Source organism: Paenibacillus sp. J22P15 (genome assembly GCF_056269345.1).
In genome coordinates, this window is sequence record NZ_JBWDNT010000005.1 from 231,563 (window position 1) to 251,890 (window position 20,328).

Here is a 20,328-nt window from a genome sequence, read left to right on the forward strand (position 1 = left end):
AGTATACACGGAGGGATGGGAAGTATGAACTCAGGGACGGTAAAATGGCAGAGAAACATATTTATTGCATCATTCATCATCCCGACGCTTATATTTTTTGGCGTATTTACGATTTATCCGGTCGTACAAAGCTTATATTATTCTTTCTTCGAATGGTCCGGCATGTCGAATAAAAAAACGTTTATCGGTCTTGATAATTTCAAAGAGATGCTTCACGATCCAATTGTATGGAGAGCGATCGGCAACGATTATTTCCTTGTTGCAGGAAAAGTAATCGGCATTATGTTTCTAGCGACTTTTTTCGCAGTAGCGCTTACTCGCTTCGGTTTTAAACTGGCTGGTTTTTTTCGATCGATCTTCTTTATTCCGAATGTCATTTCCGTCGTTGTTATCGGAGTATTATGGAATTTTATATATAATCCGCAAATCGGCTTCTTGAATGCGTTTCTGTCGTTATTCACAAAGGAAAAAGTCACGATAACATGGCTGGGCTTTCCCGAACACACCATTTGGATGCTCCTGCCTCCGGCCATATGGGCAGGTATAGGGTTTTATATGATTCTTCTGATCGCAGCAATTCAGAGCATTCCTGAATCGTATTACGAAGCGGCCAACATCGAAGGCGCGGGCGAGTGGAAGCAATTTTGGAGCATTACCGTTCCTCTCACATGGGAGCAAATAAAAGTATCCATCTTGAATATCATGATGACCACCTTGAATGGTTCCTTCGTTATTGTATGGATCATGACGGAGGGTGGGCCGGATAATAGCACACAGGTTATGGGCTCATATTTGTATCAGATGGCATTCCGGCAATTTCATTTCGGTTACGGAGCTTCGATAGGGTTTATCATCTTGGTTCTGTCGTTAGTCACGACAATCGTACTTCAACGGTTAATGCGTCATGACACCGTTGAGATGAGCTAAGGGGGATAAAGAGATGAACTTACAGACTAAAAATCCGATCGCAAAGCTGGTCATTTATGCTATTTTGATTTTATGGGGCATATCGGTACTGTACCCGCTCTTATGGACCTTGCTGGATTCTCTAAAGAATAACGAACAATTTTTCTTAAAAGCGCCATGGGCCTTGCCCGAGTTTCCGCTTTTATGGTCCAATTTTTCCTATGTATGGAGTAAATATAACTTTGATACGTATTTCATCAATTCGCTTGTTGTTACAATTGGCTCGACCGCTCTGGCGCTGCTTTTATCGGCAACGACGGCTTACGTACTGGCGAGATATAAGTTTAGAGGCAGCAATGCTTTGTTTCTTCTCTATATTTCTTCAATGATGGTTCCTTTTGTATTAGCGCTAATCCCTTTATTCTTCTTAATGAACACAATGGGCTTAATTAATACAAAGCTGGGCTTGATACTCGTTTATACCTCCAGCTTACTTGCATTTGGAATTTTTGTCCTTATAGGATTCTTCAAATCACTGCCTAAGGAACTGGAAGAAGCTGCAATCGTTGATGGAGCTTCTTATTATGGGACGTTCTTTCGGGTCATGCTCCCATTGTCTCAACCAGGATTGATTACGATAGGCATAGTCAATATTCTGAACATTTGGAACGAATACATTGTAGGTACGATTCTGATTAACGATCCGGCTCAATATACGCTGCCGGTGGAAATAGGAGTGATGCAAGCTGAGATGCAGTATCGTACGGAGTGGGGGCCTTTGTTCGCAGCACTTCTGATTACGATCGTTCCAGTACTTATTATTTATATGATCTTTCAAAGACAAATCGCAAGCGGGATTACGGCTGGTGCGGTCAAGTAAATCAGTCATCAGTCGGAAAGGGGGGGATCGCTCGGAGGATGCTAGAGTTTGTATAACGTGCAGCTTGACTTTAAGCATGTTAGTAACAGGGCTACGACGTATACCGTGAGGCTAACTAAACAAACATGTAGGAGAGGTGAAAGTAGGATGAAAAAATTAATTGGGAAAAAAGTAGTTTCTACAGCCTTGGCTTTACTTTTATCAGTAAATATTATGAGCGCACTTCCTGATCATGCTATCGCCGCTTCTAATTCGCCTTCAATATTACCAAAACCTATAAGTTATACAGTTGGAACTGGGCAATTTCTTTTAACACAAACCACTTCTATTTATGTAGCTGGTAATACCCCTGAGGAAACAGAAGAGCTATTCAAAATCGGACAAAAGCTTGCCAATAAGCTGAATGCTTCAACCGGATTCCAAATTAGCGTCATAAAATCAAACAATCCAACTTCAGGAAGTATTTACCTCACTACAATTGGTGGAAACGCAGCCCTAGGCAACGAGGGGTATGATTTAATTACAACTTCCAATCAAGTTACACTTACAGCTAATAAACCGGAAGGTGTTTTTAGAGGTAATCAAACCTTATTACAGCTCTTACCAGCAGATATTGAGAAGAGCACCGTTGTTTCTGGTGTACAATGGGTGATCCCTAATTCCAATATTAGTGACAAGCCTGCTTACGAATATCGTGGACTCATGCTTGATGTGGCACGACACTTCTTTCCTGTGGAACAAGTTAAACGTCAGATCGATTTGGCTTCGCAATATAAGATCAACAAGTTTCATATGCATTTGACTGATGATCAGGCTTGGCGTATTGAAATTAAATCTAGACCTGATCTAGTGGAGATTGGAAGCAAGGGACAGGTAGGCGGAGGTCCAGGCGGATATTATACACAGGAGCAGTTTAAAGAAATCGTCAGCTATGCGAATGATCGATATATTGAAGTCATTCCAGAAATCGATATGCCTGGTCATACGAATGCGGCTTTAGCTTCATATGGTGAACTAAATCCTGATGGACAAAGAAAGCCAATGCGAACGGATATTGCAGTAGGCTATAGTACACTTATGGCTCGATCTGAAGTTACGTATGCGTTTGTTGATGATGTAATTAAAGAGCTTGCTGCAATATCAACTTCACCCTATATTCATATTGGCGGGGATGAATCTCACTCAACTTCAGCTGAAGATTACGATTATTTTATTGGCAGAACTACAGCTATTGTTAAAAATTATGGAAAGAAAGTAATTGGGTGGGACCCGTCGGATGTCTCAAGCGGAGCAACAAGTGATTCTATTCTGCAGAATTGGCATTGCACCGCTTCAACTGGAACTTCAGCGAAGGCAAAAGGGATGAAGGTCATCGTATCTCCAGCTAATGCTTATATTGACATGAAATACTACGCAGATTCGCCGCTTGGCTTATCTTGGAGAGGACTCATCAATACTCACAAAGCTTATAATTGGAACCCAACCGATTGTATTTCAGGAGCAAATATTTATGGAATCGATAGTACATTATGGTCAGAAACCATTGTGACTCAAGATAATATGGATTATATGCTCTATCCGCGATTAATTGCGAATGCTGAAGTCGGCTGGACCGCTCAGAGCAGTAGAAACTGGGATGATTTTAAAGGAAGGCTTACAGATCAAGCAGTACGAATGCAAAATAAAGGGATAAAATATTTCGCCGACCCAATTGTATGGGAGCAACCTTTTGTCCCAATAAATTCAGAATGGAAGATGGATGAAGGAACTGGAACCACCTTGGTGGATACGTCTGGTGCTCGAAATGGAACTTTAGTTGGCGGCGCAACGTGGACATCGGGTAAGTTTGGAAATGGGGTAAGTTTTGATGGAAGCACAGGTTATGTAAATTTAGGCGGGCAAGATATAACAGGAGACTGGACAGTAGGCGTCTGGGTTAACGGACAGCCGAGTACGTCGAGAAATGAGGTGCTTCTGGGCGGCTCATCTTCATCAATTAAGATCAACCAGTGGAATAAAACAGGTAAAGTTGGGGTTTCCATTTATGGTGTTAAAGACTCTACGTTCAATTATAGTATTCCTTCAAACCAATGGACTCATCTGACATTTGTAGGTACAAGCGCCGGAACTGCTCTTTATGCAAATGGTGTGCTAAAAGAAACAATCGCAGGTAAAATGAATGGTCCGATGTCATTAGTTGGAGTAGAAGCGCAGCCTGGAACTGGAGTAAAAACTTCGCATTTCAAAGGCAGTATGGATGAATTGAGAATATTCAACAGGGCGTTGAGCGCAAGCGAGGTTGCTCTACTCATTGCAGCCGATAAAACAACGCTGAATGCAAAAATTGCGGAAGCACAAGCATTGAACAGCAGTACCTACACAACGGCATCCTGGACTGCGCTGCAGACGGCTTTGACTGCAGCCGTCATCGTGAGCAATGACGGGAACGCGACACAAGCGCAGGTCGATGCAGCGGCAACTACTTTACAGACAGCTATCGCTGCGCTGGAAGTAAAAGTGGAATCCGGTGTCCAGTTGACTGGTCCGGTATCCGTATTAACCGAGCAGCCTTTCAGCTTAACGTACAGCTTGGTGAATGTCACTCCGAATGTTTATGCCCAGGATCTGACGATTAGTTATGATCCAGCACAATTGCGATTTGTGTCTGCGGAGTCACTCGTCAACGGACTTACAATTGTCGGTAAATCCGAATCTAATGGGCTTGTGAGATTGCTTGCAGCATCTTCAGGTTCGAATGGCGCAGTAACGGGAACAGTGGACGTTTTGAAGCTGAACTTCCAGGCTCAACAGTTGAACAAAACTGTAAGCAGCTCCGTTTACGTGAATCATGCTGTCGTCGCCGATGTAGATGGCGTTGAAACGCCATTAAATAGCGTGTCCAACTACAATGTTGAGATTACCGTTCCGATTGGTATTCCAGGCGATGTGAACAATGACCAAAAAGTATCGATTGGCGATCTGGGTATCGTGGCAGCTAATTATGGCAAAACGTCCACAAGTCCAGATTGGGCGAGCATCAAGCATGCCGACATGAACAATGACGGCAAGATCGATATTGAGGACTTAGCGTTCATTGCAAAAATAATAATAGAATAACTTACACATCAGAGAGATTCTCAAACAAAAGGTTTGGGGGTCTCTCTGTTTTTTAGTCATATCACGAATTATTGAGGTGAAAAAAATGAGAAAAATGATCAGCGTCTTCTGTTTGGCCGCATTACTATTGACTTCTCTGCCGTTCCAGTCGGCCCTGGCTGCCGAAACAAGCACTAATTCCAAACCGAAAGTAATTGCCGAAGTCTCTCCGCCGTGGACGATAAACATAGCTGCACGCCAGCCGGCAGTGGCTTCTTCAGTAGAAGTCACTAAATTTCCAGCAAACCTGGCGTTTGACGAAATTGAGTCGGGAACCTCCCGCTGGTCGTCCAAATACAACGACAACGAATGGATTTACGTAGATCTCGGCAAAAACATCGACATCAACAAGGTGATCTTGAAATGGGAAGCTGCTTACGCCAAAGGGTATAAAATCCAGGTTTCGAATGATGCGCAGACGTGGAAGGATGTCTACATGACGAGTAAGGGAGCGGGCGGTACGGAAGTCATCAAATTCCCGACAGAGAATGCCCGTTATGTGAAAATGCAGGGTATTCTACGGGCCGGCAGTTATGGCTACTCGTTATATGAGTTCGAAGTGTATCCGCCGAATCCGGATTCGGAGCCTATCCACTATGAGCAAACATTCGAGAATAATGAGCTTGGCGGTTGGCAGCACGCGATCGGGGCGGGAACTGGCAGCATGGCGGTCGTAAGCGATTCGTCGCAAGCTGGCGGTTATGCGCTGCAGTTGACGGCTAACAACACAAGCAATGTCTTTATCGATAACAACTCGCCGAACATTAAAGATGGAGAAATTGAATTTCAAATAACGCCGACAAACAATGGCAACATTCGTGCAGGCATCATTTTCCGCTATACGAGCAATGATGCCTGGGCATCGGTTGGTTACGATAACGGCAGTTGGTACTGGGTGAACGCGCAGGACAGCTACGGGCTGCTGTCGAACAATACGGAAGCGAGGCTAGCCAAAGGCGTTACTTCTACGGTGAAAATCAAGTTTGAAGGATCGCTTGTTACCTTGTTCGTAAACGGTACGCAGTATTACCAAGGCAGCTTGAACTCAATTCCGAACGGGGAAGGCAAGATGGGCGTCAGAGTGTTCGGTCCTACAGTTGCAGTGTTCGATAACTTCAAATACGACAAGATTGTTCCGGAGGATTTGACAGTGCCTGTAACCGGTGTTCAGCTTGATAAGACGTCGCTTGCTTTGAAAGTAGGCGATACGGCGCAGCTTGTCGCCACTGTACTGCCGAATAATGCGACGAATAAAAACGTAACTTGGTCGAGCAGCGACGAAACGGTTGCTAAAGTTGCGACGATCGGAGGGAAAATCATCGTTACTGCGATTACGGCGGGAATAGCGAAAATCAAGGCGACAACGACAGAAGGCGCCTTTGCAGCGGAAAGCACAGTTACTGTAGAAGCCTTGTCGGGACCTGGAGTGCGTGTCCTGACTTATAACATTCATCATGGCGCAGGGATTGATAATATTGTAAATTTACCTCGCATTGCTGATGTAATTATGAGTTTGAATCCGGACATCGTTGCCTTGCAAGAGGTGGATAAAAATGTCCCAAGAAGCGGTAAAGTAGATCAAGCTGCGAAATTGGCTGAATTGACGGGAATGCATGTAATTTTCGGTAAGGCAATCGACTTGTCAGGTGGCGAATACGGAGTGTCGTTGCTTTCCCGTTATCCAATTATCTCTTCGGAGAAAACGTTGCTGCCGAATTCAAGCGGAGCCGAGCAGCGTGTTGTGTTAACAGCAAAGATTGCGCCAACAAACGGTCTGCCTGAGTTTACGTTCTCTGGAACACATCTGGAGTGGAGCTCGGAGATCATTCAAGCAAATCAAGTAAATAAGATTGTTGAACTTTATGGATCGACTTCTCCTTACATTTTGGCCGGTGATTTAAACGCAACTCCGGAGTCAGGTCCGATCAAATCTTTAACGAGCAAGTGGACAGACGCTACGGCGGGTATTACGGATTCGACCAATGTAGAGGGCGGTAAGATCGACTACGTCATGTACGGAAACAACAATCAATGGCGTGTTGTTAACGCTCAAGTCATTATGGAAGATGTTGCTTCCGATCACAGACCGGTTCTATCGGTTCTGGAATGGGTTGGTTCTCAGCCGATAGAGGTAACCGGCGTTCAGCTTGATAAGACGGCGCTTGCCTTGAAAGTTGGCGAGACGTCAGAACTAGTCGCTAATGTACAGCCGAATGATGCGGCGAATAAGAACGTTACTTGGTCGAGCAGCGACGAAACCGTTGCTGTAGTGGCAGATAGCGGAGACGGCAAAGCTATCGTGACGGCGCTCAAAGCGGGCAGCGCGAACATCACCGTCACCACGGCAGAAGGCAATTTTACGGCTGTTAGTAAGGTAACCGTAGAAGCGGTCGTTCCGGCAGCACCTGGAACTACGCTCAGCGGTGCGAACTCCGTTCTCGCCGGCAGTGAATTCACCATTCGTTTCGGACTGAAGGAGCTGACTCAGAATGTTTACGGTCAAGACATCAAGCTGAACTATGATGCCAATGTAATGGAATTCGTCTCGGCGAAGTCAACGAAAGACGGCGTAAGCATCGTCGAATCGAAGGATCAGTCGGGCACGCTGCGCCTAATCATAGCGAGTCAAGGCTCCCTCAATGCCGTAACCGGAACGGCTGAATTCGTCGAAATCGTATTCAAGGCGAAGAATGTTACGCAAGCGGCATCGGGGACGGTCTCGGTAGCGGACGCAACGCTCGCCGATGACAAAGGAAGCGAAACGAAAGCAGACACCTCATCGATCACGATCCAAGTCACGCAAGTACCTGTAGGCATTCCGGGAGATGTGAACAACGACGGCAAAGTGAGTATCGGGGATCTGGGCTTTGCAGCGGCGAACTATGGCAAGAACGCTACGAGTTCGAATTGGGATCAAGTCAAACTCGCGGACATGAACAACGACAACATCATTGACATTGACGACCTCGCAGCTATCGCTAACAAAATCATTCAGTAGGCATTGCTAATTTTATTAAAAAGGTGGCTATATGCATGAATTTTAAAGGATCTGTTTTCTTTAATGGATTACGCAAGAAAACGAACATTTTTCTGCTTGCATTCACAATTGCCGTTCCTTTATTTAACGTACCTGTTTCTCAAGCAACTGAGAGTGCGATTGCCAGTGAAATTCCTGAAATTTCACCTATACCGCAGTCGGTCTCTTTGCTGGGCGATGGATTTGATATCCCTGCGGAAGTGGGGCTGATAACGGGCGGCAGCACGGATCCGGCAGCCGTTCAAGCTGTAGAATCTATTTTGCGAAATGCCGGGGTTCAGAACATCAAGCGCTCAAATGATAGCAGCACCGTTCCCGACGCTGCGGTCAATGTATGGGTTGGCGGACCGTCGGAGAACAATGCTTCCGCTTCCGTACTGCAAGGTTTGGGTGTGACAGGACCGGAAGAATTAAAGGATGACGGATACGTGCTAGCTGCGGGAATCGATCAATCAGGTCACAAAAGTATCGTTCTTGCGGGTAAAAATCAAACCGGCACTTTCTATGCCGCACAAACGCTGCGTCAAGTGATTACTGCCAAGGATTCCGGTTATTCGGTCCCTGGACTTATGGTTAGAGACTGGCCGAAGATGAGTTGGCGCGGGTCCATTGAAGGTTTTTACGGCGATCCATGGTCGCATGAAGACCGGCTCAACCAGTTGGATTTTTACGGACAGCAGAAAATGAATATGTACATTTATGCGCCAAAGGATGATCCCTACCACCGGGATAAGTGGAGAGATCCTTATCCAGCCGATAAAGTGGCGCAAATTACTGAGTTAATCGATAAGGCGAAGCAGGAACATGTGGAATTCGTATTCGCTATTTCCCCGGGGAACACGATGTGCTATTCGGACGATACCGATTTCCAAGCTCTGACTGCAAAAGCGCAAGTCATGTGGGATAAAGGCGTACGTTCTTATGCGATTTTTCTAGATGATATTAATAAGACACTTTCATGCAGCGCTGATAGAACGAAGTTTAACGGGGATGCCAGCCCACCAGCTGCTGGGCAAGCTTTCCTGCTCAATCGGTTCAAAACAGAATTCATCGACACGCATCCAGGAGCTCACCGACTGATCACGGTTCCGACGGATTATGCAAATATCACTACAACGACTTATATTAACCGTTTTGCGGCGTTAGTTGATCCAAGTATTATCGTACAGTGGACGGGGGCAGCCGTCGTACCTGCCGGAATTTCCGTATCGGATGCCGACAAAGCGAAAGCGATTTATAAGCATGATCTGTTGATCTGGGATAACTACCCAGTGAATGATTTTGCGCGCGATAGGATTTTCTTAGGTCCGCTTTATAACCGTGATGCCGGATTAGCCGACCATGGGATCATCGGCCTTACCGCCAATCCGATGAATGAGGCGGAAGCGTCCAAGATTGCGCTCTTCTCTATTGCAGACTACCTATGGAACCCACAGGCGTATGATCCTGATAAGTCTTGGCAGCTCAGCATCAAGAGATTCGGTGGAGCGGCTGTCAATGCGCTGAAAACTTTTGCCGAAAACCATTATTCTTCACCGCTTAACGCTAAGGAGTCTCTGACTTTGAAACCGTTAATCGATAACTTATGGACCGCTTTCACAAGCGGTGGAACGATAACGGACGCGGCGAACCAATTAGCTGCCGAATTCACCAAGCTGCAGCAGGCGCCGTCTATTTTGCGGAGCACGCTGGGTAACGCTAACTTTATTGCTGAGACTAACAATTACCTGAATAAGGACGAATTGTATGGCAAGGCAGGCGTAGAAGCCGCTCAAATGCTGCTTTCCCAGAAGCGCAACAATAAGCAGCAGTCGGCATCGCACAGAGCGGCGCTGACTGCTCTCAGGACGCAAATAAGTGCTATTACCCAGGCTAAGGCGAATCAAGTATTTGAAGATTTCTTCGCACGCGCTATCCGGGAAAACGACAATTGGTTAGGCGTTGTTCCGGCAACTCCATTTCCAATTACGACGATGGGAACGTACCAAACTAACACACCTGCCAAAATGCTTGATGGAAATCTCAACACTTATTTCTGGAGCAACAACAGTCCGGCTGACGGCGACGTGCTCGGCGTTGATCTCAATGAAGTGCGTAAAGTCTCAAACGTTCAGGTATTAATGGGTAAGACCGGCAGCTTGAGCGATTACATTCATCACGGCATACTTGAATATTCAGTGGACGGAGCCAACTGGACGCCGCTCGCTACTTTGGAAGACCAGATGGAGATCAACGTTCCGGTTGATAATCAGAATGCAAGATTCGTGCGCATACGAGTGACGGATACGCAAAATTTCTGGGTAATTGTAAGGGAGTTTAAAGTAACTTCCGCTGCGATACCGAAAGAGCCATCCGTTGCACTAACGGGCGATGATACAGTCGAATCCGGTAAGGAGTTCACACTTCAACTCGGAATGGATAGTGTGACGCAAAGTGTGTATGCGCAGGACATTTCCATGGATTTCGATCCGAATGTGATGGAGTTCGTGTCGGCCGATGCGCTTCAGGACGGTATTAGCCTGCTCGCAACTGAGGAGAATACACCTGGCAAACTTCGTCTGATTATGGCGAGCAAGGGTGCCGAAAATAGTGTCACTGGCAGCGCGCAGCTGCTGAAGCTGACGTTCAAAGCGAAAAATGTGGCGCAAGCGATGGAAGGGACTATCACAGTAACCGATATGATTTTGGGCGATTATCAGGGAACGGAAACGAAACTGGCCTCATCTTCGATGGAAATTCAAATCACGCTTCCTCCTGTTAATAAATCGGATCTGAATGATCTTATTCGTGAAGCACAAGCGGCGCACGATGCTGCAGCTGAAGGAACGCAAATCGGCCAGTACCCAGCTGGTTCGAAGCAGTCGCTTCAAGCGGCAATCGATGCAGCCACTGTGGTGACGAATAATTCGAACGCAACGAAAGAACAAGTGGTTGCTGCTGTCGCTGCATTGCAGCAGGCGTTCGATACGTTTAAGGCTTCGATCATTACGCGAACTGCAGAAGATTTAAACAACGATGGCAAAGTGAGCGTCGGCGATCTTGCGATCTTAGCGGCGCATTATGGAATGACTTCTGACAGTCCGGATTGGGATAACGTGAAGAATGCCGACTTCAATCACGACAATAAGATCGACATTACTGACCTCGCAGCCATCGCAAACAAAATCATTCAGTAGTATTCAGTAGTGAAAGAGGAATAAGAGGGAGGCGTGCAAGGCGGCCTCCTTCCTTTATTTTCAGCAGTCGAGTATCGGCGAATTGGAGGTCAACTAAACCGGTCTTGACAGGAAATATGAAAACGGTTTCAAGAGTGGGGAGGATTTACATGGTAATCAGGGCAAGTAATAAAATTATTTTCGCAATATTTTGCATTCTCTTGTTAACAATGAATTTGTTCCAGGGAATTATTGTGTCAGCGGAGGGAAGTGAATCGAATAGTCTTCATTTAGAGTTGGATAAATCGGTAACCGCGGCAACCTACTCGACTGTCGAGGGCGGGATCAAGACGACCAATATCAACCTAACGACGGGGAAACCGGTGTTCGAGAGTGGACATGACGGCAGCTTCGTAAAGGAAAATCTTGTTGACGGGAATGCAGGCACGCGCTGGGCCTCCAGATCGGGTAATACTCCTGATGTTTATGCATCCTGGATTTATGTCGATCTGGGACAACAGTATCGTTTCAACAAGATCGAGGCGGCTTTCGAGAGGTACCCTACGGAGTTCAAGCTGATGGCGTCCAATGACACCGACCAGTGGACGGAAATCACGACGAAGTTGCGAGAGGACAGCGCCAACTATACGGCGGGAGGAACTGAAGCTTTTGAGTTTGAAACGCCAGTCACAGCTCGCTATGTGAAGTTCCAGGGAGTACGGCCCCGTCTGAACGCGGACGGCACTCCAAACAAATGGGGGTACTCGCTGTATGAGTTTCGTGTGTTTCAAGCACCGCTCGAGGACAACGACTACGTAGCGCTTGCTAAGCAAAACATCAAGGTGACAGGGTTGGTGCATGATAATTTCAATCTTCCGCTTGCCTATCAAGACGACGTCAGCATTGCATGGACGTCGAACAGCAACGCCATCACTATCGACGGCGGTGACGCTTTAGTTACAAGAGGCGAGCAGGATCAAACTGTTACGCTTACCGCGACCTTTACAAAGAACAATGCGTTGGATATGAAGGACTACATGGTTGTAGTCCGGGGCAAGGTTGGAGGCAATTACATCTTTTATCCAAAAGTACACGGTAGTGCCTACGGTGACGGTGCATTGCAGTATGCAGGAGAAACGATCAATCTGGTGATTGAAGACGGTGTCAGCGAGCATACCGCAGCCAAGTCACAAATCATTTTCGAGGAACGGGGCTTCACCGTCACAAAGGTGGAGCAGGCCGCTTCTGCGGACGATATTGACGTGCTGATCGGCATTGACAACGGCAAGGGAGCCGATAATGAGTACTTAAACGGAAAATTCGATCCGGCGGTTTCCGTGAAAAAGGATGATGGCTATGTGCTCAAGACCTCTGCAGCGGACAGGACCATCGCCATCTTGGGCGCTGACAATAGCGGCGCATTTTACGGAGTCACCACGCTCGATCAGATCTTGGAGCAGGCGGACGGCGTTTTGACCGATGTGCTGATCGAAGATTATTCGGATATTAAATTTCGCGGTTTCATCGAAGGCTTTTACGGCACGCCATGGTCGCACGAGAACCGCAAGGACTTGATGGCGTTCGGCGGCGATTTCAAAATGAATTCCTATCTGTACGGGCCCAAAAATGATCCCTATCATGCTGCGCAATGGAAAGATCCCTACCCGTCCGAGAAGCTCGCCGAGCTGAAAGAACTGGTCGATAAGGGACTGGAGACCAACGTTGAGTTTGTCTGGGCAGCACATGTCGGCGGTAAGATCAACCTCGGATCGGAAGCCGACATTCAGGCGCTCAAGAACAAGTTCGACCAGATGTACGGCATCGGCGTCCGGCAATTCGCAATTTTCTTTGATGATTCCGCAACGAACAACGATCAGCTCGTGACCTTTATCACGCGGATGGACAGTGAATATATCAAGCCCAAGGGCGATGTCAAGCCGATCATCTTTTGCCCGCAGTATTATCGCAAGGATAGCGGCACTCAGGCAACGATCAATTACCTGCAAAATATTAGCAGGTTCCCGAAGGACGTACAAATCATGTGGACAGGTGATAACGTCGTTTCGCCGATCAAGCAGAGCGTCGTCGACTGGGTCACGCAATATATCGAAAGACCAGTCTATATCTGGTGGAACTATCCGGTAAACGATTTGGGGCGCGCGGACTATGTCCATATGGGTCCTTCCAAGGGGCTTTACTCCAGCGTTAAGAATGTCTCGGGCTTTGCCTCGAATCCAATGAATCAGGCTCAGGCATCCAAGGTGTCGCTGTTCAGCGGCGCGGATTATTCTTGGAATACCGGCGAATATGATTATGAGCAGAGCTGGCAGGATTCGTTTGACTACATCATCCGGGATAATCCCGAGGCGGCGAGCGCACTGCGCATTTTTTCGCAGAACGCTTCACACGGCTTGAACCCGTTTGACGCAAACGAATCGCTCTACCTGCTGCCGCAGATGAATGCTTTTAAACAGGCGCTGGCAGGCGGTGAGGATATTTCGGAATCTGGCGCGTCTCTGCTCCGGGCGTTCGAAGAGATAATAGGGGCCGTAGATAAGCTGAAGGCATATCCGGGCACAAACGGTATCTCGAGAGAACTCACGCCCTGGCTGGACAAAATGAGGAAGATCGCACAGTCGAGCAGAAACACTGTGCAGGGGCTGATGGAGTTGGGAGAGATTTCGGCTGATGATCCGGCATCCATTAAGGCGGCAATGATGTTGATTTCCGAGCGCAAAGCGGAGCTTAAAACAGCGGTGTCCGCGGCCAAGGTCGTTGCGCAAAAAGAAATCGCGCCCTTTAATGAGGAAGTCCTGAATCTGCTGGAAATGCAGCTTATGGAAACGCTCTCGCTACCGCTCAAAATGCGCGGTTTCGGCAGCACGATCCTCGATTACACAAAGATGCTGGACAGCGATCTGACGACAGCTGCCGACTCGGGCGCAGTGGTATCGAAGGGCGCATACTTCGGCGTGAATCTAGGCATGAAAATGCATATCGACAACGTATCAATAGTGATGGACAACACGAAATACTATAAAAAGGGCATGTTCGAAGTGTCAATGGACAACAGAACCTGGACGGAGGTCGCGGAATTCGACACGAGCACGGTCTCTGCGAAAGGACTTGACCTTACCGCAAAATACCTGCGCTACCGAGCGACGGACGAGTTCATCGACGAGAACACCGGATCGCCCAACCGCGGTTTATCGGTCAAGGAGTTTCAGGTAAACGTGGAACAACCCGCGGCGATCTATACCAATGTATCCGCGCTAAAGAATCAGGCGTTGACGTTTGAAGGCGCTTCCGCAGCCCTGCAGAATATCGCAGAGATTACGCTGGAACCCGGGGATTATTTTGGATTTCAATTTAACAAGCTGAAAAACGCACATTCGCTGAAAATGGACGCGGGCCTCAAGTTTCTGACCGCCGAGTATTCGGCAGACGGGACTAACTGGAGGGCAATGTCTTGGTCGGATCCACACATTACTGCAGCGAAATACATTCGCGTAAGCAACGCATCTCAGGAAGCAAGGACTTTCGCACTTACCGAACTATCGGTAAAATTTGGCGGTTCGGTGTCTCTGTCAGCAGCGGCTTATAATGTCAGTATCTATTCGGGAAACGCGGGAAATATTGTGGACGGCAATCTATCCACGAATTTGTGGCTCAAGCCATCCCCGAACCTAAATCGGTATTTTATATTCGATCTGGGTAGCGAGATTCCCATTTATGACATGCTCATCGACTCCATTACGGACGTGGTAACCTCCGGTAAGATTGAATTCAGTTCTGATGGAACGAGCTGGCGTGACCCAATCACGTTCAGCAACGCAGGAAACATCAATATCGTCAAATGCGGAGGTAAATTGGGCCGTTATGTAAAGCTTACCGATGGCGTACAGAACAAATGGCTCAAGGTCAACGAAGTCAAGATCAATACAACCGTCAAGGAGGACGCCTTCGTTCTCTCAGGTAATCTGAGCGGCCTGGAGAAGCTGCTCGATAAGGATATTTTCAGCTATTTTGAAGTTGACAACTCGGCGGGAGAGCTGACGTACAACAACATCGACACCCCGGGCGCGACCAATCTGATCCTGTTGAAAAACGAGGGATCGGAAGTGAAACTAATGGTCAAAAAAGCCGCGCAGGCTGCCGCGGCGCAGTCGGCGGATGCGGAGTGGATTGACGTCGGAACATTTACTGGCGCGTATCAGAACATTGATCTGCAAGCGTATGCACCGGTCAGCGAATTTAAATTGAAATGGAACGAGGGTTCCGGCCTGCGTTTAAACGAGCTATATGTCGGCGCAGGAACTCCCGTTGTAATACCAAAGGACCCTGCAATCGTTTTAGGAGGCGAAGATGCGGTTCAAGCCGGCAAAGAGTTCACGATTCAGCTTGGAATGGATAGTGTGACGCAAAGTGTGTATGCGCTTGACATTTCCATGAATTACGATTCGAATGCGATGGAGTTCGTGTGGGCCGATTCGCTTCAGGACGGTATTACCCTGCTCGCAACTGCGGAGAATACACCTGGCAAACTTCGTCTGATTATGGCGAGCAAGGGTGCCGAAAATAGTGTCACTGGCAGCGCGCAGCTGCTGAAGCTGACGTTCAAAGCGAAAAATGTGGCGCAAGCGATGGAAGGGTCTATCACAGTATCCGATATGACTTTGGGCGATTATCAGGGAACGGAAACGAAACTGGCCTCATCTTCGATGGACATTCAAATCACGCTTCCAGTTAATAAATCGGATCTGAATGATCTTATTCGTGAAGCGCATGCGGCGCACGATGCTGCAGCTGAAGGTACACAAATCGGCCAGTACCCAGCTGGTTCGAAGCAGTCGCTTCAAGCGGCAATCGATGCGGCCACTGTGGTGACGAATAATTCGAACGCAACGCAAGTACAAGTGGATGCTGCTGTCGCTGCATTGCAGCAGGCGTTCGATACGTTTAAGGATTCGATCATTACGCGAACTGCAGAAGATTTAAACAACGACGGCAAAGTGAGCATCGGTGATCTTGCAATCGTAGCGGCGCATTATGGCATGACTTCTGACAGTCCGGATTGGGATAACGCGAAGAATGCCGACCTCAATCACGACAATAAGATTGACATTACTGACCTCGCAGCCATCGCAGGCAAAATCATTCAGTAGTGAAAGAGGAATAAGAGGGAGGCGTGCAAGGTGGCCTCCTTCCTTAAATTCAGGATCAATAGGTTCGATAGATGGCCCTTAATTTCCTATGGGAGGATATACATGAAAATCATGAGAAGAAGCAAAATCAAGTTTGCGATACTTGTCATTCTTTTGTTGATAACAATTTTGTTTCAGGGAGTCTTAGTATCGGCGGAAGGGAATGGGTCCGCAAATCCGAATCTGGCGCTGGGCAAACCCGTAACTTACTCGGGCGTTGAAGGAGGGCGGATCGGAGGAGTATGGAAATATCCGCAATTCGTAGGAGAAAAAGCAGTCGATGGAGATCCTAACACACGCTGGTCTGCGGATAAACTAGACAATCAGTGGCTTATCGTTGACTTAGGCGAAGTAAAAGAAGTAAGTAAAATCGACCTTAATTTCCATGCAACTTCGCCTGAATATGAAGTGTTTATTTCCGCCGACGGCAATATTTATGAAAGCGTGTATAAGGTGGCAGGAGTCGCCAACGGTGCTAAAGAGTTAAAGGAAATTACCTTTAGCCCCAAAATGGCTAGATATATTAAATATCAACAATACAAACAATGGAAACATACCAACGGGTCGTATTACGGTTCCAGCATTTACGAAATCGAAGTATACCAATATACTCCATATACGGCAAAAAAAGCACTGGAAGAGGCCGAAAAGCATGAGTTAAAACTGTCGGAAGATGGCAAGAAGCTTATTTTACCGTCAGTAAATGAAAATTATAAAATCAGTCTGTACGGTACTGATACACAAGAAGTGATTGCACGGGATGGCACAGTCAATAAGCCATTAGTCGATATGGACGTTAATTTGTTGTACAAGGTTGAGAATATCGCTGATCCCGGTGATGTTGCCACTTCAAAGCAGGATATTAATTTTGTAGTTCCAGGCCAATATAAACAAGACAGCGATGACAACCCGGTTCCTAAAGTTTTGCCGGGCTTACGGGAATGGAAAGGTCGTACCGGAAACTTTGTTTTGACAGACAACTCGAAGATTGTAGTAGCGGAGGATTCGTTACTAGAAACCGCCAACACGATTCAATATTATTTCAAGGATATGCTGAATAAGGACATTCAAATAGGTCCGGGCCCGGCTCAGCCCGGCGATATTGTGCTGACCCTGGATGACGCGCAATCCATTCTTGGCGAAGAAGGTTACAACCTTGATATCAACGATATGATCGTTATTGCTGGTTCAAAAGCCAAGGGCATACTGTATGGCGGAATATCCATCACGCAGATTCTATATCAAGACAAGGATCATATCCATGTTCCAAAAGGTCTGTCGCGCGATTACCCGAAATATAAGGTGAGGTCGGGCATGATCGATGTGGGAAGAATGTATATCCCGCTTGATTACCTTCAAGAAATGACCATTTATATGGCTTGGTTCAAAATGAATGAAATACAAATCCATGTGAATGATTATTGGGGAGGCTCCGGATATACCGCATTTCGTCTAGAAAGTACAAAATACCCGCAAATTGTAGCCAAAGACGGGTTTTATTCGAAGGAAGACTATAAACAATATCAAATGGATATGAAGCGATACGGTATGGATGTCGTTACAGAAATCGACACTCCTTATCACTCGGAGGCTTTTAGAAGCGTGCCAGGCGTAAAGATGCTTTCTGCGGGAGCCCTAGATATTCGGGATGCAAATACCGTCAACTTTGTATTGGACTTGTTGGATGAGTATTTGGATGGTGAAGATCCTGTTATTCAATCCGATAAATTCCATATTGGAACGGACGAATATAATAAAACATACTCTGAGCTGATGTGTGCTTATACAGACAAGTTGATCAAGTACGTCAACGGCAAAGGCTATGAAACCAGACTTTGGGGTTCACTGGGTACGAAAGGCTTCAATGGAACGACTCCGGTAACGAACGAAGCTACGATGAACATTTGGGCGCCATACTGGTCGGACGTGAAGGAAATGTATGCGGCGGGTTACGATATCATTAATACGGTGGGCGGATGGTTATATATTGTGCCGGGTTTCAATGCCGGATACCCCGATCGCTTGAATTTGACGAATTTATATAATGGATTTGACGTGAATAATTTTTGGCCGGCAAGAGGCGCAGGAGACGGAACTGCCATTATGCCAATTGCTCATCCGCAAACCATAGGCGCTGAATTTGCCATTTGGAATGATATGACGTCGTTTGGCGGAGGATTCTCGGAATTTGATATATTTGACAGAATGAGAAGTGCCGTCGCCATAACAGCCGAAAAAACGTGGTATGGTGAAAAAACAGACGGCCAAACCGCAGAACAATTTGTGGAACGCGCCGGGGCCTTGTACAATGTTGCCGGGGGCGCCAATCCAGGTAGATTTGTAGAGTCGGAAGGTGACATTATCGCAAAATATACCTTTGATCAACTATCGGAGGGCTATGCAGAAGATACCTCGCCTAATAAGTATAGCGCTGCAGTCATCAACGGAGTTCTGGGAGAAGGAACAACCGGACAAGGAATTGTTTTAAATGGAGATGGGTATATCTCGTTGCCGTTTGACAGCGTAGGTTTCCCTTATACCGTTTCATTTGATATTCAGTTGTCGAGCATTCCAGAAAATACGGAAATATTTGCTGGAAGAGATGGTACTTTATACGCTAACTACAACGGTACTGGCAAGTTGGGCTTTAAACGCGGTGAACTGGGGATTGCATATGATTTCTTGTTCGATTATACACTGCCTGCCAATGAGTGGGTCAATATTACCTTGAAGGAAGAATTAACGTACAAATCGGGCGCATCTGACATGAATACCAGTAAGACAAAGCTTTATATGAATGGGAGATATGTCGGAGAAGCTGTCAGCATCAAAGCGCCTTTGAACAATAAACGTTACTCTTCCAGTTTCGTACTCCCGACAGAGAAAATTATGAATAAAGCACAAGGCAGTATCGATAATTTGGTGATTTACAACAGAACTTTGAAAGATGCTGAAATCGCAGAGATCGATTCCATTGTGCCGCTGATCGCTGTTCAGCTGGATAAGACGTCGCTTGTTTTGAAAGAAGGCGAGACGTCGGAACTGGTCGCCACTGTACAGCCGATTAATGCGACGAATAAAAAAGTAACTTGGTCGAGCAGTGATGATACTGTTGCTAAAGTAGTTGATGGCGGCAACGGCAAAGCTATCGTGACGGCGCTCAAAGCGGGCAGTGCGGATATCACCGTAACTACTGCCGAAGGTAATTTTACGGCTGTTAGCAAAGTAACCGTAGAAGGCGTCGTTACACTGACTCCTGGAACTACGCTCAGCGGTGCGAACTCTGTTCTTGCAGGTAGCGAGTTCACCCTTCGTTTCGGGCTGAGAAACGTGACACAAAGCGTTTACGGTCAGGACATCATGCTAAACTATGATGCGAGCGTCATGGAATTTGTCTCGGCGAAGTCAACGAAAGACGGCATAGCCATCGTCGAGTCTAAGGATCAAGCAGGAACGTTGCGCCTTATCATAGCGAGTCAAGGCGCCGGCAATGCCGTAACAGACACGGCTGAATTCGTCGAAATCGTCTTCAAGGCAAAGGATGTAACGCAAGCGGCATCGGGGACGATTTCGGTAGCTGATGCAACGCTTAGCGATGACAAAGGAACTGAGACGCAAGTGGACACCTCTTCGATCAGCATCCAAGTAACGCCGGTACCAGTTGGCATCCCAGGTGATGTGAACAACGACGGCAAAGTGAGCATCGGCGATCTTGCGATCATAGCGGCGCTTTATGGCATGACTTCTGACAGTCCGGATTGGGATAACGTGAAGAATGCCGACCTCAATCACGACAATAAGATCGACATTACTGACCTCGCAGGAGTCGCACAGAAAATTTTGCAGCAATAAGATTGACGATTGAGTTGATGTGCACCCCTTAGAATAGACATTGGAAAACCCTGTGGTTAATCCGATGAATTCTAAGGGGTGTATTTTTGTGGAAATAAAGGGACAAAAGTTCAAAACAGATCTAGAGTTATCGTTTAC

7 protein-coding genes are annotated in these 20,328 nt (G+C 46.9%); all 7 read left to right on the forward strand.

The features are described 5' to 3' along the window. Positions 1-24: 24 nt before the first annotated feature. Positions 25-927, forward strand: a complete 903-nt coding sequence (locus AC0YN6_RS14650) for a carbohydrate ABC transporter permease (RefSeq protein WP_475747687.1) — start codon at positions 25-27, stop codon at positions 925-927. Between the two features lie 13 nt (positions 928-940). Then, positions 941-1,786 (forward strand): carbohydrate ABC transporter permease, encoded by an 846-nt coding sequence (locus tag AC0YN6_RS14655; RefSeq protein WP_475747689.1) that lies wholly within the window; start codon positions 941-943, stop codon positions 1,784-1,786. A gap of 147 nt (positions 1,787-1,933) precedes the next feature. Beyond that, positions 1,934-4,903 carry a family 20 glycosylhydrolase gene (locus AC0YN6_RS14660; RefSeq protein ID WP_475747690.1) on the forward strand — a complete coding sequence of 990 codons (2,970 nt, stop codon included), beginning with the start codon at positions 1,934-1,936 and terminating at the stop codon, positions 4,901-4,903. A gap of 85 nt (positions 4,904-4,988) precedes the next feature. Continuing rightward, a complete protein-coding gene (locus tag AC0YN6_RS14665) occupies positions 4,989-7,940 on the forward strand; it encodes an Ig-like domain-containing protein (protein WP_475747691.1) in 2,952 nt (983 codons plus the stop codon). A gap of 35 nt (positions 7,941-7,975) precedes the next feature. After that, positions 7,976-11,155, forward strand: a complete 3,180-nt coding sequence (locus AC0YN6_RS14670) for a beta-N-acetylglucosaminidase domain-containing protein (RefSeq protein ID WP_475747692.1) — start codon at positions 7,976-7,978, stop codon at positions 11,153-11,155. Positions 11,156-11,304: 149 nt separating this feature from the next. Further along, positions 11,305-16,299, forward strand: coding sequence for a beta-N-acetylglucosaminidase domain-containing protein (locus AC0YN6_RS14675; RefSeq protein WP_475747693.1), 4,995 nt, complete (start codon positions 11,305-11,307; stop codon positions 16,297-16,299). Between the two features lie 102 nt (positions 16,300-16,401). After that, the gene (locus AC0YN6_RS14680) at positions 16,402-20,190 is read left to right on the forward strand and encodes a family 20 glycosylhydrolase (protein ID WP_475747694.1); all 3,789 of its coding nucleotides are present in this window, start codon (positions 16,402-16,404) and stop codon (positions 20,188-20,190) included. The last annotated feature ends 138 nt before the right edge of the window (positions 20,191-20,328 follow it).

Bases quoted from the DNA above. Each gene is read 5' to 3' on its own strand.
- AC0YN6_RS14665 (WP_475747691.1), top strand. From the start codon at position 4,989: ATGAGAAAAATGATCAGCGTCTTCTGTTTGGCCGCATTACTATTGACT.
- AC0YN6_RS14680 (WP_475747694.1), top strand. From the start codon at position 16,402: ATGAAAATCATGAGAAGAAGCAAAATCAAGTTTGCGATACTTGTCATT.
- AC0YN6_RS14670 (WP_475747692.1), top strand. From the start codon at position 7,976: ATGAATTTTAAAGGATCTGTTTTCTTTAATGGATTACGCAAGAAAACG.
- AC0YN6_RS14675 (WP_475747693.1), top strand. From the start codon at position 11,305: ATGGTAATCAGGGCAAGTAATAAAATTATTTTCGCAATATTTTGCATT.
- AC0YN6_RS14655 (WP_475747689.1), top strand. From the start codon at position 941: ATGAACTTACAGACTAAAAATCCGATCGCAAAGCTGGTCATTTATGCT.
- AC0YN6_RS14660 (WP_475747690.1), top strand. From the start codon at position 1,934: ATGAAAAAATTAATTGGGAAAAAAGTAGTTTCTACAGCCTTGGCTTTA.
- AC0YN6_RS14650 (WP_475747687.1), top strand. From the start codon at position 25: ATGAACTCAGGGACGGTAAAATGGCAGAGAAACATATTTATTGCATCA.